Source organism: Subtercola frigoramans, from assembly GCF_016907385.1.
GTDB classification, from domain to species: Bacteria; Actinomycetota; Actinomycetes; order Actinomycetales; family Microbacteriaceae; genus Subtercola; species Subtercola frigoramans.
Genome location: NZ_JAFBBU010000001.1, coordinates 3,134,170 through 3,152,041 on the forward strand (window position 1 = coordinate 3,134,170; position 17,872 = coordinate 3,152,041).

The 17,872-nt window shown below is 64.7% G+C and carries 17 protein-coding genes; 7 read left to right on the plus strand and 10 right to left on the minus strand.

Annotation, left to right across the window (positions count from 1 at the left end; all coding sequences use genetic code 11):
* Positions 1-66: 66 nt before the first annotated feature.
* Genes JOE66_RS14660 through JOE66_RS14670 form a run of 3 tightly spaced genes read right to left on the minus strand, consistent with a single transcriptional unit; the run spans position 67 to position 4,670 of the window.
* Positions 67-1,200: a glycosyltransferase family 4 protein gene (locus JOE66_RS14660; RefSeq protein WP_205110628.1), complete on the minus strand. Its 1,134-nt coding sequence runs from the start codon at positions 1,198-1,200 to the stop codon at positions 67-69.
* Positions 1,193-3,364 (minus strand): hypothetical protein, encoded by a 2,172-nt coding sequence (locus JOE66_RS14665; protein WP_205110630.1) that lies wholly within the window; start codon positions 3,362-3,364, stop codon positions 1,193-1,195. Before JOE66_RS14665 ends, JOE66_RS14660 begins: the two co-directional genes overlap by 8 nt.
* A 43-nt stretch (positions 3,365-3,407) precedes the next feature.
* Positions 3,408-4,670 carry a lipopolysaccharide biosynthesis protein gene (locus tag JOE66_RS14670; RefSeq protein ID WP_205110632.1) on the minus strand — a complete coding sequence of 421 codons (1,263 nt, stop codon included), beginning with the start codon at positions 4,668-4,670 and terminating at the stop codon, positions 3,408-3,410.
* A gap of 88 nt (positions 4,671-4,758) precedes the next feature.
* Here JOE66_RS14670 and JOE66_RS14675 point away from each other — a divergent pair, with 88 nt between their 5' ends.
* From JOE66_RS14675 to JOE66_RS14685, 3 genes are read left to right on the plus strand one after another with little or no spacing between them, the layout of a single operon-like run.
* Positions 4,759-5,634: a decaprenyl-phosphate phosphoribosyltransferase gene (locus tag JOE66_RS14675; protein WP_307827225.1), complete on the plus strand. Its 876-nt coding sequence runs from the start codon at positions 4,759-4,761 to the stop codon at positions 5,632-5,634.
* Between the two features lie 17 nt (positions 5,635-5,651).
* On the plus strand, positions 5,652-6,593 hold the full coding sequence (locus JOE66_RS14680; RefSeq protein WP_205110634.1) for an NAD-dependent epimerase/dehydratase family protein: 942 nt from the start codon (positions 5,652-5,654) through the stop codon (positions 6,591-6,593).
* Complete coding sequence (locus tag JOE66_RS14685) at positions 6,590-7,309, plus strand: glycosyltransferase family 2 protein (RefSeq protein WP_205110636.1); 720 nt, start codon at positions 6,590-6,592, stop codon at positions 7,307-7,309. The genes JOE66_RS14680 and JOE66_RS14685 overlap by 4 nt, the downstream gene beginning before the upstream one ends.
* A gap of 34 nt (positions 7,310-7,343) precedes the next feature.
* Here JOE66_RS14685 and JOE66_RS14690 read toward each other — a convergent pair whose 3' ends face one another.
* Positions 7,344-7,853 carry a phosphatase PAP2 family protein gene (locus tag JOE66_RS14690; protein WP_205110638.1) on the minus strand — a complete coding sequence of 170 codons (510 nt, stop codon included), beginning with the start codon at positions 7,851-7,853 and terminating at the stop codon, positions 7,344-7,346.
* Between the two features lie 275 nt (positions 7,854-8,128).
* On the opposite strand from JOE66_RS14690, the gene JOE66_RS14695 reads away from it, so the two are divergent.
* Entirely contained in the window at positions 8,129-9,268 is a 1,140-nt protein-coding gene (locus JOE66_RS14695; protein WP_205110640.1) for a glycosyltransferase family 4 protein, read from the plus strand.
* Positions 9,269-9,272: 4 nt separating this feature from the next.
* Here JOE66_RS14695 and purE read toward each other — a convergent pair whose 3' ends face one another.
* The gene (purE, locus tag JOE66_RS14700; protein WP_205110641.1) at positions 9,273-9,773 is read right to left on the minus strand and encodes a 5-(carboxyamino)imidazole ribonucleotide mutase; all 501 of its coding nucleotides are present in this window, start codon (positions 9,771-9,773) and stop codon (positions 9,273-9,275) included.
* Positions 9,770-10,924: a 5-(carboxyamino)imidazole ribonucleotide synthase gene (locus JOE66_RS14705; RefSeq protein ID WP_205110643.1), complete on the minus strand. Its 1,155-nt coding sequence runs from the start codon at positions 10,922-10,924 to the stop codon at positions 9,770-9,772. The genes purE and JOE66_RS14705 overlap by 4 nt, the downstream gene beginning before the upstream one ends.
* Before the next feature lie 151 nt (positions 10,925-11,075).
* Between JOE66_RS14705 and JOE66_RS14710 the strand changes: the two genes are divergently transcribed.
* The gene (locus JOE66_RS14710; RefSeq protein WP_239518326.1) at positions 11,076-11,597 is read left to right on the plus strand and encodes a GtrA family protein; all 522 of its coding nucleotides are present in this window, start codon (positions 11,076-11,078) and stop codon (positions 11,595-11,597) included.
* Positions 11,598-11,685: 88 nt separating this feature from the next.
* On the opposite strand, the gene JOE66_RS14715 is transcribed toward JOE66_RS14710, so the two are convergent.
* Together JOE66_RS14715 and JOE66_RS14720 are read right to left on the minus strand one after the other, a co-directional pair.
* Positions 11,686-12,192: a PH domain-containing protein gene (locus tag JOE66_RS14715; RefSeq protein ID WP_205110645.1), complete on the minus strand. Its 507-nt coding sequence runs from the start codon at positions 12,190-12,192 to the stop codon at positions 11,686-11,688.
* 6 nt (positions 12,193-12,198) lie between these two features.
* Positions 12,199-13,035 (minus strand): biotin--[acetyl-CoA-carboxylase] ligase, encoded by an 837-nt coding sequence (locus JOE66_RS14720; protein WP_205110647.1) that lies wholly within the window; start codon positions 13,033-13,035, stop codon positions 12,199-12,201.
* Positions 13,036-13,174: 139 nt separating this feature from the next.
* On the opposite strand from JOE66_RS14720, the gene JOE66_RS14725 reads away from it, so the two are divergent.
* Both JOE66_RS14725 and JOE66_RS14730 read left to right on the plus strand, forming a co-directional pair.
* The gene (locus JOE66_RS14725; protein WP_205112047.1) at positions 13,175-14,746 is read left to right on the plus strand and encodes an acyl-CoA carboxylase subunit beta; all 1,572 of its coding nucleotides are present in this window, start codon (positions 13,175-13,177) and stop codon (positions 14,744-14,746) included.
* A 94-nt stretch (positions 14,747-14,840) separates the two neighbouring features.
* Positions 14,841-15,077: an acyl-CoA carboxylase subunit epsilon gene (locus JOE66_RS14730; protein ID WP_205110649.1), complete on the plus strand. Its 237-nt coding sequence runs from the start codon at positions 14,841-14,843 to the stop codon at positions 15,075-15,077.
* Between the two features lie 490 nt (positions 15,078-15,567).
* Here the strand turns inward: JOE66_RS14730 and JOE66_RS14735 are convergent, their stop codons facing one another.
* A complete protein-coding gene (locus JOE66_RS14735) occupies positions 15,568-16,593 on the minus strand; it encodes a DUF8320 family protein (RefSeq protein ID WP_205110651.1) in 1,026 nt (341 codons plus the stop codon).
* Positions 16,590-17,792 carry a sensor histidine kinase gene (locus JOE66_RS17710; protein ID WP_205110653.1) on the minus strand — a complete coding sequence of 401 codons (1,203 nt, stop codon included), beginning with the start codon at positions 17,790-17,792 and terminating at the stop codon, positions 16,590-16,592. The genes JOE66_RS14735 and JOE66_RS17710 overlap by 4 nt, the downstream gene beginning before the upstream one ends.
* Between the last annotated feature and the right edge of the window lie 80 nt (positions 17,793-17,872).

A 17,872-nucleotide genomic window follows, 5' to 3' on the forward strand; every position in this document is an offset into this window, starting at 1 on the left:
TTCACTGTCGTCGCACCCCACAGACAGTCGGTGTTGCAGGTACCTGTCGAGGCTACCCGGCGATGCTCATCCCCGTCGTCTGCGACTCACCGAATCGAATGCACCGAGATACTCGCCAATCGTCTTCTCCAGCGAATACATGGCGTTGCTGGCCGCCGCGCCGGCGACCCGGTCGGGAGGAGAGTTCTGGAGGTCACGAAGTGCGGCGGCGATGGCACCGGGGTTGTTCCGAGGAACGATGCGCCCGAATCCGGTGACCTCGACAGGAGTCCTGACCCCGGGCAGGTCTGACGCCAATGAGGGCACCCCCGCCTTCATCGCCTCAACCTGCACGATACCGAACGCCTCGAACGAGTTGACGGACGGCAGCGCGAAGACGTCGAGCGACGAATAGAAGTTCGGAAGTTGCGCATCGGGCAGGAACCCGAGAAGGCGAATCCGGGGGTCATCGCCCATCTGTTCGCGTACACGCTCGACAACACTGCCGCCGGCGATCTTCAGGTAGTCCCCGCCGATGAGCAGGCGGGCGTCGGCATCGGGGAGCTGCCGGAAACCCGCTACCAGCGATTCCAGGCCTTTCTCCTCGACCAGACGACCGAGAAAGCCCACATGCAGCCCCGTGGTCTCCCTAAAGGTCGCTTCGACGCGGGGGAAGGCGTGCGTCGGCGGCGCAATGGCGACGAGTTTGGCATCGGGCATCCATCGACGCAGCCGCGATTCGTGGGCGTAGTCGAGCGAAGACGGTACGATCACCGCGCTTCGCGACATCGCCGTGCGATTCGAGACGTCCATCACTGCCGTCTGCAGCCGGTTGAATGCACCGGCGGGCAACGCGATATCGCACTGGTACGTGCACACCAGGGGAACGCTGCCGAGGCCGAGAGCGATGGCCCCGCTCTCGATCATGGGCATGTGCAGGTTGACGACACCGGCGTTACGGCCGTACCGGATGACCGTGGTGATGAACGTCGGACTGACGAGGCCCTTGCCGATCGTCGCCACGACAGGGGTACGGATGACATCGACCCCGTTCAGCATCTCGGTTCGCGGAAGCGAGGAATCGTGTCTCCCGGCAATGACCAGAACCCTCCTGCCCGCCTTCGCCGACTCCTCCGCGACGATCCGGACGACCTCGGTCAGTCCGCTGACGTACGGGGCGTAGTAGTTGACGGCGAAAACGATGTCGTACGACTCAGTCATGATGTATGCCTCCGAGAGCAAAGGGGCCGCCTGTTGTGGTGTTGACAGAGACAGTCACCCGTGCCAGCGAGTCTGTCAGCCCCGTTCCGGCAAGAGGCGCATCGACTTCTCCGCTGATGGCCGTCGTCGAACTGATGACTGTGCCATTCTGCCTGACCTCGATGACTTCGCCCGGGTTCAGGCCTGTCACCTCGAGAGAGTATCGGGCGAGGTCAGGCACACCGCTGAACAACTGCACGGCCCCGGTTGCCTGGCTGAATGTTGCTCCCGCTGCGTCAGGAATGTACGACCAACTGGGCTGCACGACCACAGGCACGGCCACAACCGCCGATTTCGAGAGGTCAATCAGGGTGAACGTGGAATTCTGTTCGGTCACCGCCGAAGGGTCGTAGTCGGCGTAGGCCCCGCTGCCTACGAGCACGAACCGTTCGGGAGTCTGGTTCCAATAGCTCAGCTGGGAGAGACTCGAACGGTACCCCAGGTCACCTCTAAGGCTGACGTAGCTGACATCGGGAACATCGCGCAGAGCCTGAGCCACCCACAACTGCTGAAAGAGACTGTTGGTCGCGACCGCCACCGAACTGCCGTCACCCGAACCGAGCCCAGAGACCCACGCGGCCGCTTCGGCATAGTCATTTGTGACGATCTGGTCGTTGGACTGCTCGTCGACGGTGAACGAATTGGTGACTTTCACACCGAAGAAGGCGCACAGCACGGCCAGGCCAGCCGCAACGACGCTGAAGGTCAATGCGGTTGTGGGCTTCGAGCGTTTCTTCAGCCAGCTGTGGATGCCCGCCCAACCGATTCCCGCGACAGCTATCGCCAGCGGCGTGACAAGCCCGGCTCCCCGGCCAGCAGAGTAATCGTTGCCGCGATAAGCGATGTACGCGACGACCACCGCTGACACGATCGTGCCGATCGCCAGCCCTCGTGATCGCTTGCCCACGATAGCCGCAAGGATTCCGAGCGTCACGCCCGCGATGATCAGTCCCAGTTCGATTCGTTCGAGCAGAGGATGCGCCGGCCCGGGCCCCGGCACCAGCACGGGCTCGTACGGACCCAGCAAGCGGGCGAGTGCACGGCCAGCAGAAACGGGAACCGGGGCGCCGGTTGACGCGACACCCGCGACGAGCAGAAGGTTCTGAACTGCCCGGTACCAGATGACGGCGCCCATCACCATGGACAGGCCCAGTACCGTGACAGCTCGAAGCATTGCCGGCCAGATCTGTCTCGGCGGGCGCACCAGCACGATCAGCACGAGCACGATTGCAAGGAACGGGAGGTACTCGGTATAGGTCCCGACCAGCGCTGCGAGCAGGAGCGCGGCAAGCCAGAGCGGTGCCCTGCGTTCGGCCCGCGTGCTTTCGATCACCACGATGATCACGGCGATCACAAGGGGGAGCAACGCAATCCCCAGCAGCGAGTCGGCGTTCTGGGTAAGAACCTGGTTGACCAGCGAGAAAGAGGTCACGGCGACAAGTCCGATACCCGCCCGCCAGACCGGCTTCAGCGCAAAGGCAGCGCCCAGCACCCAGATCGCGCCAGGCACAAGAAGAACCCACAACCCCAGCCAGGGGGAGAAAGTGGCAACGGAATGCAGACCTGTCACTGAATCCAGGGCGGCCTGCACGAGCTCCTGCCCCAGACGGAGCCCGGAGATGATGCTGTTCTGCGCCGACCCGAACGCGGGCGAGTCGGCGCCGGTCACTGGGTTGGTACCGATGTCGGGTACGCGGGTGAACGGGTGCCCGATCAGCCAGTCGATCACCGAGACATAGTAGTTCGCGTCGTTGCTCGCATTCGGCTGAATCGCGAGCGGGGAGCGGGCCAGGAGTGACGGAAGCAACCCCAGAACAGCCCCGGGGACACCCACGGCGACCGCGACACCGTACTCGACCACTGCCCGGATGGGTACGAACCGCAGCGAGCGCTGTCTCCCGATCGCGATGGCGAGCGCTGCGACCGCGAGCGCTGCCGCGATCCAGACCCCGATCGACACCGGGAGGAACAGCCCCGTGATGTGCAGCACGACCACGAGGAAGGCCGCTCCGATCAGCGGGAGGGCTGGGAAGAGGAATGCGCGACGTGAGGGTTCGACGACTGAGACGACCGCGAGGCCGAACAGCGAGAGAAGGGCGAACCCCAGAACCACGGTGGCGATCACGGCAACGATGGCAGCGGTTCCTCTCTCAGCGGGTTATGGTGGCTCAGCTTGTGACGGCGTCTCGGCTGGTCACGTCGCGCTCGGATTTCATAGCCTGCACCATGCTGGCACCGAGCTGGATCAAAGCAACGCTCGATCCTACGATAAGCGGGCTGGTAACACGCAGAAGCGGGTCGGCGATCACCAGCACAGGCGCCACGGCTGCGGCGGCGGCAATCACCCATGACCGGATGACGACCGTATGCCTGCCCATGGCGAGGGTGCCATCAGACATGATCAGGGCAATCAGGAACACGGCAACCCCGAGGCTCACGAGGGCGATGCCCCCCTCAGAGAGCACCCGGTCCGCCCCGAACAGCAATCCAATGACCCAGGGTCCGAGAAGAACCATCCCGACGACGATGGCGACTCCTGCGGCTACCGACACCCCGACAGCAACGAGCACCGTGCGTCTGGCCGCAGAGAGTTGGTGGAGCTGCCATTCCCTGGCCAGTCGGGGAAGGTACAAGATCTGCAGAACCTGGTAGCCGAAGACTGGAATCCGCGCGATCGTGATGCACACGAGAATCTGCCCGGTGAGGGCGGCCCCGCTTTCGCCACCGACGAATCGGGCGATAAGAGTGCCGCTGTTCAAAATCAGCTGGATCGACAGCGCCGCAACAATCAGGCGCGCAAGCCGGCCGGCGTACAGTCCTGTACGGATTCGATCGAAGGCAAGCCACGATCGGTCTCGAGACAGAACCGCGGGCAGCACAGAGACTGCCGCAGCTACCGGAACAACGAGCGCGAACGAGAACGAACCCGCGATCCCGGCAGCGAGGATGATCGCCGGGAGAACCACGCGCAGCGCGCCTTCGAGCGCAATGATGGCCGAATAGCTCGTGGTTCGCCTACTGCCCGACATCATTCCTCTCACGGGGAACTGCACCGCGTACCCGAAGAACGAGAGCACCAACGCGAGGACGAGCCCGCCAGAGCCGAGGTAGCCACCCGCTGCGGGAGTGAGCAGGAGCAGGGCGACGAGCCCGGTAGCCACGGCGATTACGAAAGCACAGAGGAAGACGAAGCGAACGAGACCCCCGCGCCCGTCGGAGACGCCGGCGATCGATCGGGCAGTCTCCTGCTCGACCGGATAGAAGAAGCCGAGGCCCACGGTCACTGTCAACGACCAGAACACCGCGAAGTCCGCATAGTCTGCGGTCGAGGTGCCCTGCGAAACGAAGATGAGCAGCACGTAACTGCCGAACCCCGCGATCACCGCCGCAAGCCCCACGACCAGCGTTCGCAGTGCCGCAGCGCGTGGCATTTGAAGGGGCACGGTAGAGTCCTCTAGGTGTGGTTGGCGGCAACCGTAGCACCCTACCGCCATTTGTCTGCGAGGAGAGAACCCCAAGGTGAAGCTGTCGCCCCTGATCCGCGGTCTGAGACCGCACCAGTGGCTGAAGAACGTTCTCGTCGTGGCGGCCCCGCTCGCGGCTGGCGTGCTCTTTCAGCCCGGAGTGTGGCTTGCGGTCATAGCCACGTTTGTCCTTTTCTGCGCAGCCTCGTCGGGCGTCTACCTGATCAACGACATCCTCGACGTCGAAGCCGATCGCGAACACCCGAAGAAGAAGAACCGGCCGATCGCATCTGGCGCGCTGGGCATCCGGCTCGCCCTCATCGTCGGTATCGCCCTGCTTGTCGCCGCTCCCCTGCTTGCGATAGCGGTTTCTCTCAACCTCGCTCTCGTGATCGCCCTGTATGAGGCCCTGCAGCTCGCATACTGCGTCTGGTTCAAGCACACCGCGGTTGTCGACCTGGTCATCGTGTCGAGCGGCTTCCTGATCAGGGCCATCGCCGGTGCCGTCGCCCTGTCGATACCCGTGTCCCAGTGGTTCCTGCTCGTCTCGTTCGCCGGCTCGCTGCTGATGGTTGCCGGCAAGCGGTACTCAGAGAAAGTCGAATTCGAGCATTCCGGTCTGTCGACCCGCAAATCGCTCGAGAACTATTCGTCGTCATACCTGAGGTTCGTCTGGATGCTCGCGGCAGGACTCGCCACCATTTCGTATTCTCTCTGGGCGTTCGACCTCGGCGACATGGCCACCAACATCTGGCCTGCGGTCTCGATCGTTCCCTTCAGCATGGCAATATTGCGTTACGCGTACAACGTCGACAAGGGTGTCGCTGGCGCTCCCGAAGACATCGTTCTCCAAGACAAGCAGCTCCTGCTCTTCGCTGTTCTGTGGCTGGTGACGTTCACCCTCTCGGTGATCTTCCGCGTGCACAATTGAGAGGAATCACGAAGCCCATGCATTCCCGTGTGCTCCTGGCCGGCGGGGCCGGTTTTGTCGGCTCGCATCTCGCCGATCACTTTCTTGAAGCCGGCAGCGAGGTCGTCGTCGTCGACAATCTGATCACCGGCTTCAAGACGAACATCGCCCACCTCGCACATGAACCACGGTTCACCTTCATCGAAGACGATGCCACGAACTCCGAGTCGCTTCCCGGCGCGTTCGACCTTGTACTGCACTTCGCATCGCCTGCATCGCCTCCGCGGTATCTCGCGCACCCCATAGAGACGCTGCACGCCGGTTCGAGCGTCACCGAGGCATTGCTGAACGTCGCCCAGCGCGACGGGGCGCGCTTCGTGCTGGCTTCGACATCTGAGGTATACGGTGACCCGTCGGTTCACCCCCAGAGTGAGACGTACTGGGGAAACGTGAGTTCGACAGGCCCTCGAAGCGTCTACGACGAAGCGAAGCGGTACGCCGAAGCTCTCTCATTTGCATACCGGCGCAGCTTCGGGGTCGACACCGGGGTCATCAGGCTCTTCAATACCTACGGGCCCCGCATGGACCCTGACGATGGCCGTGCTGTTCCCGCCTTTGTCAAAGCTGCCCTCGCAGGCAACCCGATTCCCTTGCACGGCGATGGGAGCCAGACTCGTTCCCTCTGCTTCATCGATGACCAGGTGCGCGGAATCGTGGCCATGGCAGGCAGCCACGAACCAGGGCCCGTCAACATCGGAAACCCGCACGAACAGAGCCTGCTCGAGATCGCTGAGGCGATCATCCGGCTATCGGGGAGTACCTCGACCGTGGAGCTTCACCCGCGCCCCGTCGACGACCCCGAACGCCGCCAGCCCGATATCACCCTTGCCCAGCTGTTGTTGGGCTGGTCACCACTGGTGAATGTCGAAGACGGACTGAACACAACGATCGACTGGTTCAGAAACGAAAGGTCCAAGTGAAACTCTCTGTCCTGATACCTGTCTACAACGAGCAGGCGACACTGCAGAAGGTGCTCGACAAAGTGCTGGCGATTGCCTGGCAGCCCGAGCTCGGCGTCGAATTCGTGATTGTGAACGACGGAAGCACCGATGAGACGGCGGCGATCCTCGATTCGATTGCCGACGACCGGGTCACGGTGTTTCACCAACCGACCAACCAGGGCAAGGGTGCTGCCATCCGCAAGGCCGTCGCCCTCGCAACGGGCGACTATCTGATCATCTGCGATGCCGACGAAGAATACCGGCCGGCCGAGATTCCGGGCCTGGTGCAGCCGATTCTCGACGACGAGGCGACGATCGTCTATGGCACCCGTACGTTCGGCAGCCATACCTCGTACTCGTATTGGTACGTGATAGGCAACCGTGGAATCAACCTCTTCACCAACATCATCTTCAACGCCTATGTCTCTGACGTCGAAACCTGTTACAAACTGATGCCGATCTCCTTGTACCGGTCGCTCAGAATCACGTCGAACGGCTTCGGCATGGAGGCCGAGATCACGGGCAAGCTCCTGGCGAGGGGGTACCGTCCGTACGAGATCCCGATCTCCTACAAGGCCCGCACCCGTGCAGAGGGCAAGAAGATCACGGCCTGGGACGGCGTCGAGGCGCTCTGGATCCTGTTGAAGATCCGCCTGCGAGAAGGCTCACGGCGACAGCCCCCCGTATCGAAATAACTGTTCGACGGGAGTAGGGCCGGACGTTCTTCGCTCAGTGCAGGAGCAGTATGGTCGGGATCCCGACGATCAGTCCGATGGCGAATCCGGCGAGGATATCCGTCGGGAAGTGCATGCCGAGCAGCAGTCTGCTGAAGCCCATGGCGAGCACCACGATGACCGCCACCGGCCACAGCCACGGGAAGAACGCGGCGTAGACCACTGCTGCCGCCATCGTCGACGAAGCGTGCGAACTCGGGAAGCTCAACTTGCTCGGAGCCGTCGAATGAACGACGACACCATTGCCTGATGGCCGCGGCCGGCGGATGACGCGCTTGATGACGATCGACAATCCGTGTGCCACGACGACTGCGAATACGCTCCAGAGCCAGAGCAGTGCATGCGTCCAGTCGATGGCGGCTCCGAGTATGCCCAGCAGTATCCAGCCCGCGGCGTGCTCGCCGAACAGGCTCAGGAGTTTCGCGGGAGGAATCAGTGCCTCGCCGAACCGGCTCTGCTGCAGGCGGGCAAGACCTGCGGATTCCCGTTCGCGCAATGTACTCATCGGGACCAGACTAGCGGCTGGGTACGGTCGCCCGGGCCCTCCTCCACGAGCGTCTGACCGGGTCCTTCCGTCGTTCATGACCCTCACAGGAGGGGTGCCTACGCATGCTGATAGAGTCGGTGCCATCGGCAGCGCGCCCCCTGTTCGCCTCGTCCGCCACGCATTCCGGGCATCGCCCCGCGAATGTACGACGGTCCCGAGCGAGGCACTGACTTCAGGCGCGGTACTGCTGCGAGAGGTCCACGACGCAGCGCACTCGGGAGTTTTGGAGATACATGGCAACGCTTCGCGTGATCGTTGACCAGATGGTGGCACCGGTTCCGGGCGGCATCGGGCGATACACAGAAGAGCTCACCGCCGCGCTGATCCAGACGGCACCACGGGACTGTTTCGTCGAAGGGATCGTGTCGGCACAGCCCCATGAGAAACTCGCCGAGCTGAAGACCCGCCTGCCGGGGCTCGCAGAGATCACGAAGACCACGCTCGGGCGGCGCGAACTCGCGGCGGCCTGGCAACACGGCCTCTTCACCGGCTCCAACGACGGCATGGTTCACGCCACCTCGCTCATGGCACCGCTGTCGAAGCACGACCAGCTGCACCAGCCGGGCGAGCAGATCGCCGTGACCATCCATGACGTGGTGCCGTGGACGCACCCCGAGACCCTGACTCCCCACGGCGTGGCCTGGCACAAGGCGATGGCCAAGCGCGCCCGCAAGTACGCCGACGCGATCGTGGTTCCGACCCACGCCGTCGCCGAAGAACTCGCGCACTACGTGAACTTCGGCGAGCGAGTTCGGGTCATCGGCGGGGCCGTGAGTTCGAAACTGGTCGTTCCGGTCGATGCGGATGCCCGGGCAGAGGCCCTCGGCCTGCCCCCGTCATACGTGCTCGCCGTCGGCACCCTTGAACCGCGCAAAGGTCTCGCAGCGCTCATCCAGGCGCTCGCCAGACCCGACGCACCCGAGCTTCCGCTGGTGATCGCGGGGCCGAAGGGCTGGGGCGACCTCGACGTGGAGTCGGTCGCGACCGAGGCCGGACTGGCTGCCGGGCGCGTCCACGTGCTCGGGTTCGTCAGCGACGAAGACCTCGCGCTCGTCATCTCACGGGCTGACGTGTTCGTCTACCCGAGCATGGCCGAAGGGTTCGGCCTGCCCGTCATCGAGGCCCTGCACTTCGGCACCCCGGTCATCCACACCGATGTGCCCGCATTGATGGAGGTCGCCGACGACGCGAGCATCGTCGTCGCGCGAGAAGACGCCGAAGGGCTGCCGGAACGCCTCGCGCACGCGATGACCCAGCTGGTGACGCACTCCGAGCTCGCCGCACGACTGCGGATCGCCGGCTTCGACCGCGCACGCGGATTCAGCTGGCGCGACTCGGCCGAGAAGGTCTGGCAACTGCACGCCGACCTGTAGCTCACTACAGCTTGAGCTGCAGCGCCTCGTTCTTGTGCTCGACCGAGGCGGTGAGCTGCTCGCGATAGACGGCCAGCTTGTCGGCGAGGGCAGCGTCTGAGATGGCGAGCATCGCGACGGCGAGGAGCGCGGCATTGGTCGCGCCGCCGATCGACACCGTGGCCACCGGGATGCCCGACGGCATCTGCACGATCGAGAGCAGGGAGTCGAGTCCGTCGAGGCGGGCGAGGGGCACGGGCACACCGACCACCGGCAGAGTTGTGACGGCTGCCAGCATTCCGGGCAGGTGGGCAGCGCCTCCGGCACCGGCGATGATGACCTTGAGGCCACGCTCGCGGGCTGTTCTGCCGTACCGGATCATCTTCTCGGGAGTGCGGTGCGCCGAGACCACCTCGACCTCGTGGGCGACACCGAAGTCGACGAGAACGTTGACGGCATCGCTCATCACTGAGAAATCAGAGTCGCTGCCCATGACGACACCGATCAGAGGGGATTCAGTACTCATGGGGCAATGCTAATGTCTGAACCCAGCAGGGCTGCGACGGAGCGTGCTTCGAAAGCTGCTTCGTCAAGCTCGTCGCCCGTTGCCGTGACGTGCCCGATCTTTCGGCCGGGCCGCGGCTCTTTGCCGTAGTTGTGGACTTTGACGTTCGGCTGGTCTGCGAGGGCCTTCGGGTACGCATCGGTGAGGTCGCCGGCGGAGGGGCCGCCGAGCACGTTCACCATGACCGTCCAGGGCGCCCTGGTTGCGGTGTCGCCGAGGGGCAGGTCGAGCACGGCACGCAGGTGCTGCTCGAACTGGCTGGTCACGCTGCCCTCGATGCTCCAGTGACCGCTGTTGTGGGGGCGCATCGCGAGTTCGTTGACCAGCAGCCGGTCATCCGTCGTCTCGAAGAGTTCAACCGCGAGCACGCCGGTCACATCGAGACTCTCGGCGATGGTGACGGCGATCGAGGCTGCGAGGTCGACCAGACGGCTGGTGGTGCCGGGTGCAGGTGCGAACACTTCGCTGCACACGCCGTGGCGCTGCACGGTCTCGACGACGGGCCAGAGCCTGGTCTCGCCGGAGGGGCGGCGGGCCACCAGCTGGGCGAGCTCCCGGCGGAAGTCGACAAGCTCCTCCACCAGGAGAGAGCCCCCGCGACCGTCTTCGTCGAGAATGCGGAACCAGTCTGTCGACTCGCCGACATCGCGGATGAGGCGCACGCCCTTGCCGTCGTAACCACCGCGGGCGGTCTTCAGAACCGCGTGCCCGTCGTGATCCTCGAGAAAGGCGGCAAGTTCGTCTTCGGAGCGGACTTCTGCCCAGTCGGGCACGGGGACACCGAGCTCAGAGAGCCGGCGGCGCATGGCGAGTTTGTCCTGCGCGAAGCGCAGGGCGTCTGGCCCGGGGTGCACCGAGTGCCCTGCGGAGACCAGTTCCCTGAGAATTTCTTCAGGCACATGCTCATGGTCGAACGTGATCACATCGACTGTCTTCGCGAACTCCAGCACGGTGGCCAGATCGCGGTAATCGCCGACCGCTGTGGCGGCCAGTTGGGCGGGCGACCCCTCTGCTTCGGCGAGAACACGCAGATCGATGCCCAGGTTCACCGCCGCCGGAACCATCATCCTGGCCAGCTGGCCACCACCAATTACTCCTACGCGCAAGCTCACCTCCCCACTTTACCCGGGTGGGCGCCCTCGCGTCAGGGGTACCCCTGTTCCCAGAAATCCCGAGGTCGGTACCCTATAGTCGACAGAACAGTTGTCATGAGCGAAGCATCGACCATCGTGTCTGCAGGGGCTTCGAGAAAGCACTTTCACTTTGAAGACGATCAAACGCCTGACGCAGCGCCTCTGGGACGGGTTCCTGACATACGCCCTGAAGTTCGGCGTGGTCGGCCTGCTCGGCATGGTGCTCGATGTGGGTATCTTCAACCTGCTCCTTCTCGGCGTCTTCGGCACCGACCACTTCTTCGCCACAGCGATCGGTGCCAAGCTCGTCAGCACCTCGATCGCCATCGTCTTCAACTGGGTCGGCAACCGCTATTGGACGTTCCGCGAGAACCGCCGAAAGAACGTCGGCCTCGAACTCGTCGAGTACGCCCTCGTCTCGGTCGGCGGCCTCGCCATCGCCGAGGGCTGCATCTGGTTCACGCACCACGTACTCGGCCAGACGAGCCTGCTCGCAACGAACATCGCCGCGAACGTCGTCGGCCTCGCTCTCGGCACGGCCTTCCGCTTCGTGCTCTACCGCTACTGGGTCTACGGCACCCACCGCAGCGACGGGCTGCACAACATCCAGGCCGCTGCCCTCGCGGTCGAACGCGAAGAGTCGCTGGTCTGACCCACCCGCTGGTTGAGTAGCCCACTTCCCAGGAGAGGGCGTATCGAAACCGGCACGCGTGAGGCTTTCGGTACGCGCTGCTCGATCCTCAGCCTGCGGTAGGCGTGCGAACGAAACCGTCGTCGCCGAGGTCGGTGAGTGCGCGCACGATGAGGCCCGCATCCGGCACGTCCTTCAAGACGAGTGGATGCCCGGTTCCCGAGTGGATCGTCACATCACCGCTGCGGAACACCGCCTGCAGCCCGCGTCGCCGCACCGTCACGTCGAAACCGCGTCGGAGCGACACCTCCTGCCGTTCCCGAACGAAAACCCCGTGCACGGCGATGACCCTGCGGTTCGTCACTGTATAGCGGCGCGCCAGCCACGCGATCGTCGGCAGTAACCCGAGCAGCACCGTCAGCGCGATCGCCGCACCCAGCGCGGTGAGGTTCTGCCACTCTTCAGGCAACCGGCCGAGGTAGTAGCCGCTCGCTGCAGCCACGGCCATCAGAACCAGCACGGGCCAGAACAGGCGTCTTCCGTGCGAACGATAGCGCGCGATCACGAGCTCGGGAGCCTCGGGCCCCCGAACAGTCGTAGTGATGTCATTCGTCACAGGCCGTCAATGCCTCAGGTGCGTGACATCGCCCGCGGAGACGACGAGCGGGGCTGCGGTTGACGGTGCACCTGTTCCTGGGTGCGCTCCTGCGTGTGCGTCTGGCGCGACCACGAGCCGGCCCAGGGAGTCGAGCCCGGTCGCAATGCCCGTCACAACAGCGGAATCGGGAAGCTCCACACGCACCGAGCGCCCCAGAGTGCCGCACTCGGCAGTGACGGCCGAGGCGATGCCGCTGGCGACCGCGTCTCCGCCGTGGCTCACGAACGCCCGGTACAACCCGGTCAGCTCGCGCAGGTAGCCAGAGAGCACCTCATCGACCGTGAATTCGCTGCCGGCGACCAATGACAACGATGTCGCCGTCGCTACCGGCAGCTCATCGGCGGCGAAATACAGGTTCACGCCAGCTCCGACGACCACGTCGCGCGTGCCGGGCACCAGCTCCGAGAGGATGCCCGAGATCTTCAGTCCATCGACCTGCACGTCGTTCGGCCACTTCACGGTGGTGAGGCGATCGGTATCCACGAACGGGCGGAGGGCCCTTGCCATCGCCACCCCGGCGAACAGGGGTATCCATCCATAGCTGTCGAAGGGGAGCGCTGCAGCACCGGAACCCGGTCGCAGCAGAACCGAGATGGCCAGGGTGCGCCCAGCCGGTGCAACCCACTCACGCCCGAGGCGCCCGCGGCCCGCCGTCTGGTTGTCGGTGACGACGACCGAGAGGTCGGGCCAGCTGCCCGTGTCGTCGCCAGAGGCCAGTTCGACGAGCGCGGAGTTGGTCGACGGCGAAGCGCCAAGCCACTCGAGCCGTGGTACGGCAGATCGGCTGGCTGGAAGGTGCATACCTCGACGGTACCGCCTCGGTACGGCCAGAACCTCCGGCAACACCGCGAGTACTTGGAGGTTAACGTCAAAGGGTTGCTCAGGGGGTTGGCCGGTAGAGTGAACTCCCGTGAGCGAAGAAACGACGCCGGGCCCTGACATGTACACCACGGCCGGCAAATTGATCGACCTGAAGAACCGCTACCACGAAGCGGTCACCCAGAGCGGCGAAGCGGCGATCGCCAAGCAGCACGCCAAGGGCAAGAAGACCGCCCGCGAGCGCATCGAGCAGCTGCTCGACCAGGGGTCGTTCGTCGAACTCGACGAATTCGTGCGGCACCGCACCCACGCCTTCGGCATGGAGAAGAACCGCCCCTACGGTGACGCCGTCGTCACCGGTACCGGCACCATCCACGGCCGCCAGGTCGCGGTCTATGCCCAGGACTTCACGATCTTCGGCGGCTCGCTCGGTGAGGTCGCTGGCGAGAAGATCATCAAGGTGATGGATCTCGCGTTGAAGACCGGTGTGCCGATCATCGGGATGCTCGACTCCGGCGGTGCGCGCATCCAGGAGGGTGTCGTGGCCCTCGGCAAGTACGGCGAGATCTTCCGTCGCAACACACAGGCCTCCGGTGTCATCCCCCAGATCTCGATCATCATGGGCCCGGCCGCGGGCGGCGCGGTCTACTCCCCCGCCCTCACCGACTTCGTGATCATGGTCGACAAGACCAGCCAGATGTTCGTCACCGGGCCCGACGTGATCAAGACCGTCACCGGCGAAGACGTCGGCATGGAGGAGCTCGGTGGCGCCCTCACGCACAACACGGTCTCTGGCGTCTCGCACTACCTTGCCAGCGATGAGGATGATGCACTCGACTACGTGCGCACGCTGCTCGGTTTTCTGCCTGACAACAACATGGCAGAGCTGCCGGTGTACGAGAGCAAGCCAGAACTCGAGATCACCGATGCCGACCGCAAGCTCAACACGATCATCCCCGACAGCCCGAACCAGCCGTACGACGTACACACCATCATCGAGCACCTCGTCGACCACGGTGACTTTCTCGAGACGCAGCCGCTGTACGCGCCGAACATCGTCGTCGGGTTCGCCCGCATCGAGGGCCGCTCGGTGGGCATCGTCGCCAACCAGCCGAATGCCATGGCGGGAACACTGAACATCGAGGCGGGCGAGAAGGCTGCTCGCTTCGTACGGTTCTGCGATGCGTTCTCCCTCCCGATCCTCACGCTGGTCGATGTTCCCGGGTACCTCCCCGGTACCGACCAGGAGTGGACAGGCGTGATCAGGCGCGGTGCGAAGCTGCTCTACGCGTACGCGGAGGCGACCGTGCCACTGATCACCATCATCACGCGTAAGGCCTATGGCGGCGCGTACATCGTCATGGGCTCGAAGCAGCTGGGCGCCGACCTCAACCTGGCGTGGCCCACGGCCGAGATCGCGGTGATGGGCGGGCAGGGTGCGGTGAACATCCTGTATCGCGGGGAGATCAAGCGTGCCGAGGCGGCAGGCGAAGACGTGGCCGCAGTGCGCACGAAACTCGCGAACGAGTACACCTACAACGTGGCGAGCCCGTTCCTGGCGGCAGAACGCGGTGAACTCGATGGCGTGATCGAGCCGGCGGCGACGCGGATTGCCATCGTGAAAGGCCTGCGCGCACTGCGCACCAAGCGAGCGTCACTGCCCGCGAAGAAGCACGGCAACATTCCCCTGTGAAAATCGGGCTGCGACGTCGAGGCTCCGACGGGATCGGGCCGCGACGCGAAAAAGCGGGGCTGCTGCGATTCGGTGATGCGAAGGGTCGAAAACGATGACGGAACCTGCACGCGATGAGAGCGTACCTGCTGAGGGTGAGCCGGTGATCGTGAGGTCGAAGAATGTGAGTGCGGTCGAGCTCGCCGCTGTGTCGGCCGTTGTCAGGGGCATGCTCGAAGAAGAGGGCGATTCGCTGCGCGCCGAGAATGTTCGGGGGCAGTCGGCCTGGCAGCGCAGCCAGCGCGACCTGCGCGGCACCGTGACCCCGGGCCCTGGGCGCTGGAACGGCTGACCGCACTTCTGTCGAGGTGTCGCGTGGGGCACGTCTGGCCCGTGGGGCTGGCACGAAAAAACTGGGGGCCGGCGCAAGCGCCAACCCCCAGCTGTTTTTTCGAGGCAATTCGCTAACCCGAATAGCTCCTTGCCTCGCCCCCAAGCACTCGCTCACTTACCCTAGACAGCGAATGTTTGGCGGTGTAACTCAAAGAGAGACACCTAGCACAACCAATAATGCACCTTCCCCCGTAGTGGGGGTAGTCGGCACTTTGGGGGACATGAAATGTCCCCCAAAGCAATGGGCACAGCGGGGGACATGAAATGTCCCCCAAAGCAATGGGCACAGCGGGGGACACAGCTGGGGACACAGCTGGCGGGTGCGCTGGTTGAGTAGGCGCGCAGCGCCGTATCGAAACCCGGTGACTCGCGGGCAATGGTTTCGATGCGGCCTGCGGCCTACTCAACCAGCGGGCGGGGGCCTGCGGCCTAGTCAACCGGGTGCTCACTTAAAGCTCCAGCGCGCGCGGGATCTCCGTCCACTGCGCGACCTCGTCGCCGTCGCCCTCCGCGCCCAGCGCCACCGCGCTCCCGTCGTCGCCGACCCGGAGCCCGACGACCGTGACTGCCGCAGCGCCGTCGTCGGCGCCGGTGCGCACGATCAGGCGGTCGGCCTGCGAGCGGGAGATCTCGGTGGCGAGCTGGGACTGGATCCTGGTTCGGGTGGCGTCGGTCACATCATCCAGACCGCCGTCATCGAGCAGCGAGACATCGATGCCCCGACGCCTGGCTGCGAATACCTCGGCTCGCACGTCTTCGTTCAGCAGCAGCCGGCCGCGGATCTCGTCACGGATCGCTCCTTCGACGTGCAGGCATTCGCGCTGGTCTTCTGCGCTCAGTTCACCACCGGTGTCGACGATCAGGTGAAGCATGGGGCCAGCGACACGGTTGATGTAGTCGAGGCGGTGCCGACCTTCAGTGAGCTGCACCTCATGCGTCGCGTGCCATGCTGCCGCTTCGAGTTCGGCCCGGGCGTAGAAGCTCGTGTCTCGGGCAGCCCGCGCCAGGGCTCTCGTCAACGCGTGGGCCACCGCCACCCAGATCGCGCTGCCGATCACACCCGTTGTGGTGAGGGCAAGCGGGTTCGCCCAGATCACGACGATCACGGCGAGCGCCGCGATACCGAGCCAGGCAAAGGCGGCCTGCTGGCGAACGGTGATGATCGTCAGCAGCGTACCCACAGCAGCGACCGACCAGGTTGCATACCCATTGGGCTGCGAACCGTCGAGTTGCGAGAGCACCAGGATCGAAATCACGATCGACCCGCCGAACACCAGTGCGCCCATCCAGTTGGGCATCTGCAGCGGGCTCGTCGGCCAGAGGCTCATGACCGTCAGCCCCGCGTAGATCGCCATGGCGAGCAGCACCGGCCACGGCGAGCGCGCGGTACCGATCGAGTAGGTGGCGAGCACCAGGTGGTAGGCGGAGAAGATGGCCGCCAGGGCGATCGCGAAAGCACGGGGCAGTGAGATCATGAGCGCTGGTAGTCCTTCCACTCGATGATGACGGATGCCCCGCGACCCGGCGCCGATTCGATGCTGACGCTGCCGCCGACGGCCTCGACACGCTCTCGGATCGACACCCTGAGTCCCAGGCGCTCAGACGGCACGGCTGACGGCTCGAACCCGATTCCGGTGTCGGTCACGCGTACCGTGATCTCGCCCCGGGCGGCAGACTGAAGCGAGACCGACCTGGCTATCCGATCGGGCTCACCCGTGCCCGGCCCTGCGTGCTGCAGGCTGTTGATGAGAGCCTGGATCGCAGCGGAGAAGAGGGCGTCAGCCACGCGGCCCGGCATCGCCCGATGTTCGAGCTGGCCCACGGTGAAGGTGATGCGCGGACTCAACAGGACGATGGCCGCGGCCAACCGATCGGAGAACTCCCGAAGACTGACCTCGGAGTCGGGATCGAAGGCGACCGGGGCGTGCTGCAACGTCTGCAGCGAAGACTGCGCCATTCGAGCGGCCCGCTCACGCTCGGAAGGTGTGACGGCCTTCGCCGCGGCGATCAGGGTCGCGAGCACGGTGTCGTGCACGAGAGCGTCGACTTTCGCCCTCTCGAGTTCGACCGCCTGGTGGTGCGCGGCCCGCGCGACCTGCTGGGTCGCGGTGAGCTGGGCGGCATCCACCCGGTCGGCCGCAACGCGCAACGTGGTGATGAGCATGATCATGAATGCACCGATGAGGAGAATGTAGAGGCCGTCGAGAATTGCCAGCTCTGGGGCGACTCCGCCGCCGGCGGGCAACGTTCGGATGACCATGTACTCGGCCGTCACGAAGGCGGCGAAGGTGATGGCCCACCGGGTGGGCCAGACCAGGGCTGTGAAGGCGATTCCGAGAGTGACCAGGTACCAGAGCCACGGCTGCGAGAAGTGTGCTGCCCCGAGGTTCTCGACGCTCAGCGGCACCAAGGCGAGGGCGACGAGATAGACGAGTGCGAACGCGGTCATGAGCAGAGTGACCCCGCGGTTGATCGCAGAGGCGACGACCACGAGCAGCAGTAGTGCAAAGAGAACCGACGGAACACCCACGGCCCAGACGGGGTAGAGATAGCTCGCCGACTGCACCGCAGCCGCGATCGACTGCGCCGCGAAGATCAGCGCGAAGAGTGCGGCCGCACGCACCATGATGAGATCGACACTCGATCGGCTGATGGCACCGCGGAGCCGGTTCACGGGCGTTTGGGAAGCGTCGCCGTGCAGCGGGGCGCCAGGGGGTCCTGAACCCGGCCGTTCCGGCTTCGACGACTTCGGCG

Bases quoted from the DNA above. Each gene is read 5' to 3' on its own strand.
- JOE66_RS14720 (WP_205110647.1), bottom strand. From the start codon at position 13,035: ATGCACCTTCCAGCCAGCCGATCTGCCGTACCACGGCTCGAGTGGCTT.
- JOE66_RS14660 (WP_205110628.1), bottom strand. From the start codon at position 1,200: ATGACTGAGTCGTACGACATCGTTTTCGCCGTCAACTACTACGCCCCG.
- JOE66_RS14690 (WP_205110638.1), bottom strand. From the start codon at position 7,853: ATGAGTACATTGCGCGAACGGGAATCCGCAGGTCTTGCCCGCCTGCAG.
- JOE66_RS14735 (WP_205110651.1), bottom strand. From the start codon at position 16,593: ATGATCTCACTGCCCCGTGCTTTCGCGATCGCCCTGGCGGCCATCTTC.
- purE (WP_205110641.1), bottom strand. From the start codon at position 9,773: ATGAGTACTGAATCCCCTCTGATCGGTGTCGTCATGGGCAGCGACTCT.
- JOE66_RS14670 (WP_205110632.1), bottom strand. From the start codon at position 4,670: ATGCCACGCGCTGCGGCACTGCGAACGCTGGTCGTGGGGCTTGCGGCG.
- JOE66_RS14725 (WP_205112047.1), top strand. From the start codon at position 13,175: ATGTACACCACGGCCGGCAAATTGATCGACCTGAAGAACCGCTACCAC.
- JOE66_RS14680 (WP_205110634.1), top strand. From the start codon at position 5,652: ATGCATTCCCGTGTGCTCCTGGCCGGCGGGGCCGGTTTTGTCGGCTCG.
- JOE66_RS14730 (WP_205110649.1), top strand. From the start codon at position 14,841: ATGACGGAACCTGCACGCGATGAGAGCGTACCTGCTGAGGGTGAGCCG.
- JOE66_RS14695 (WP_205110640.1), top strand. From the start codon at position 8,129: ATGGCAACGCTTCGCGTGATCGTTGACCAGATGGTGGCACCGGTTCCG.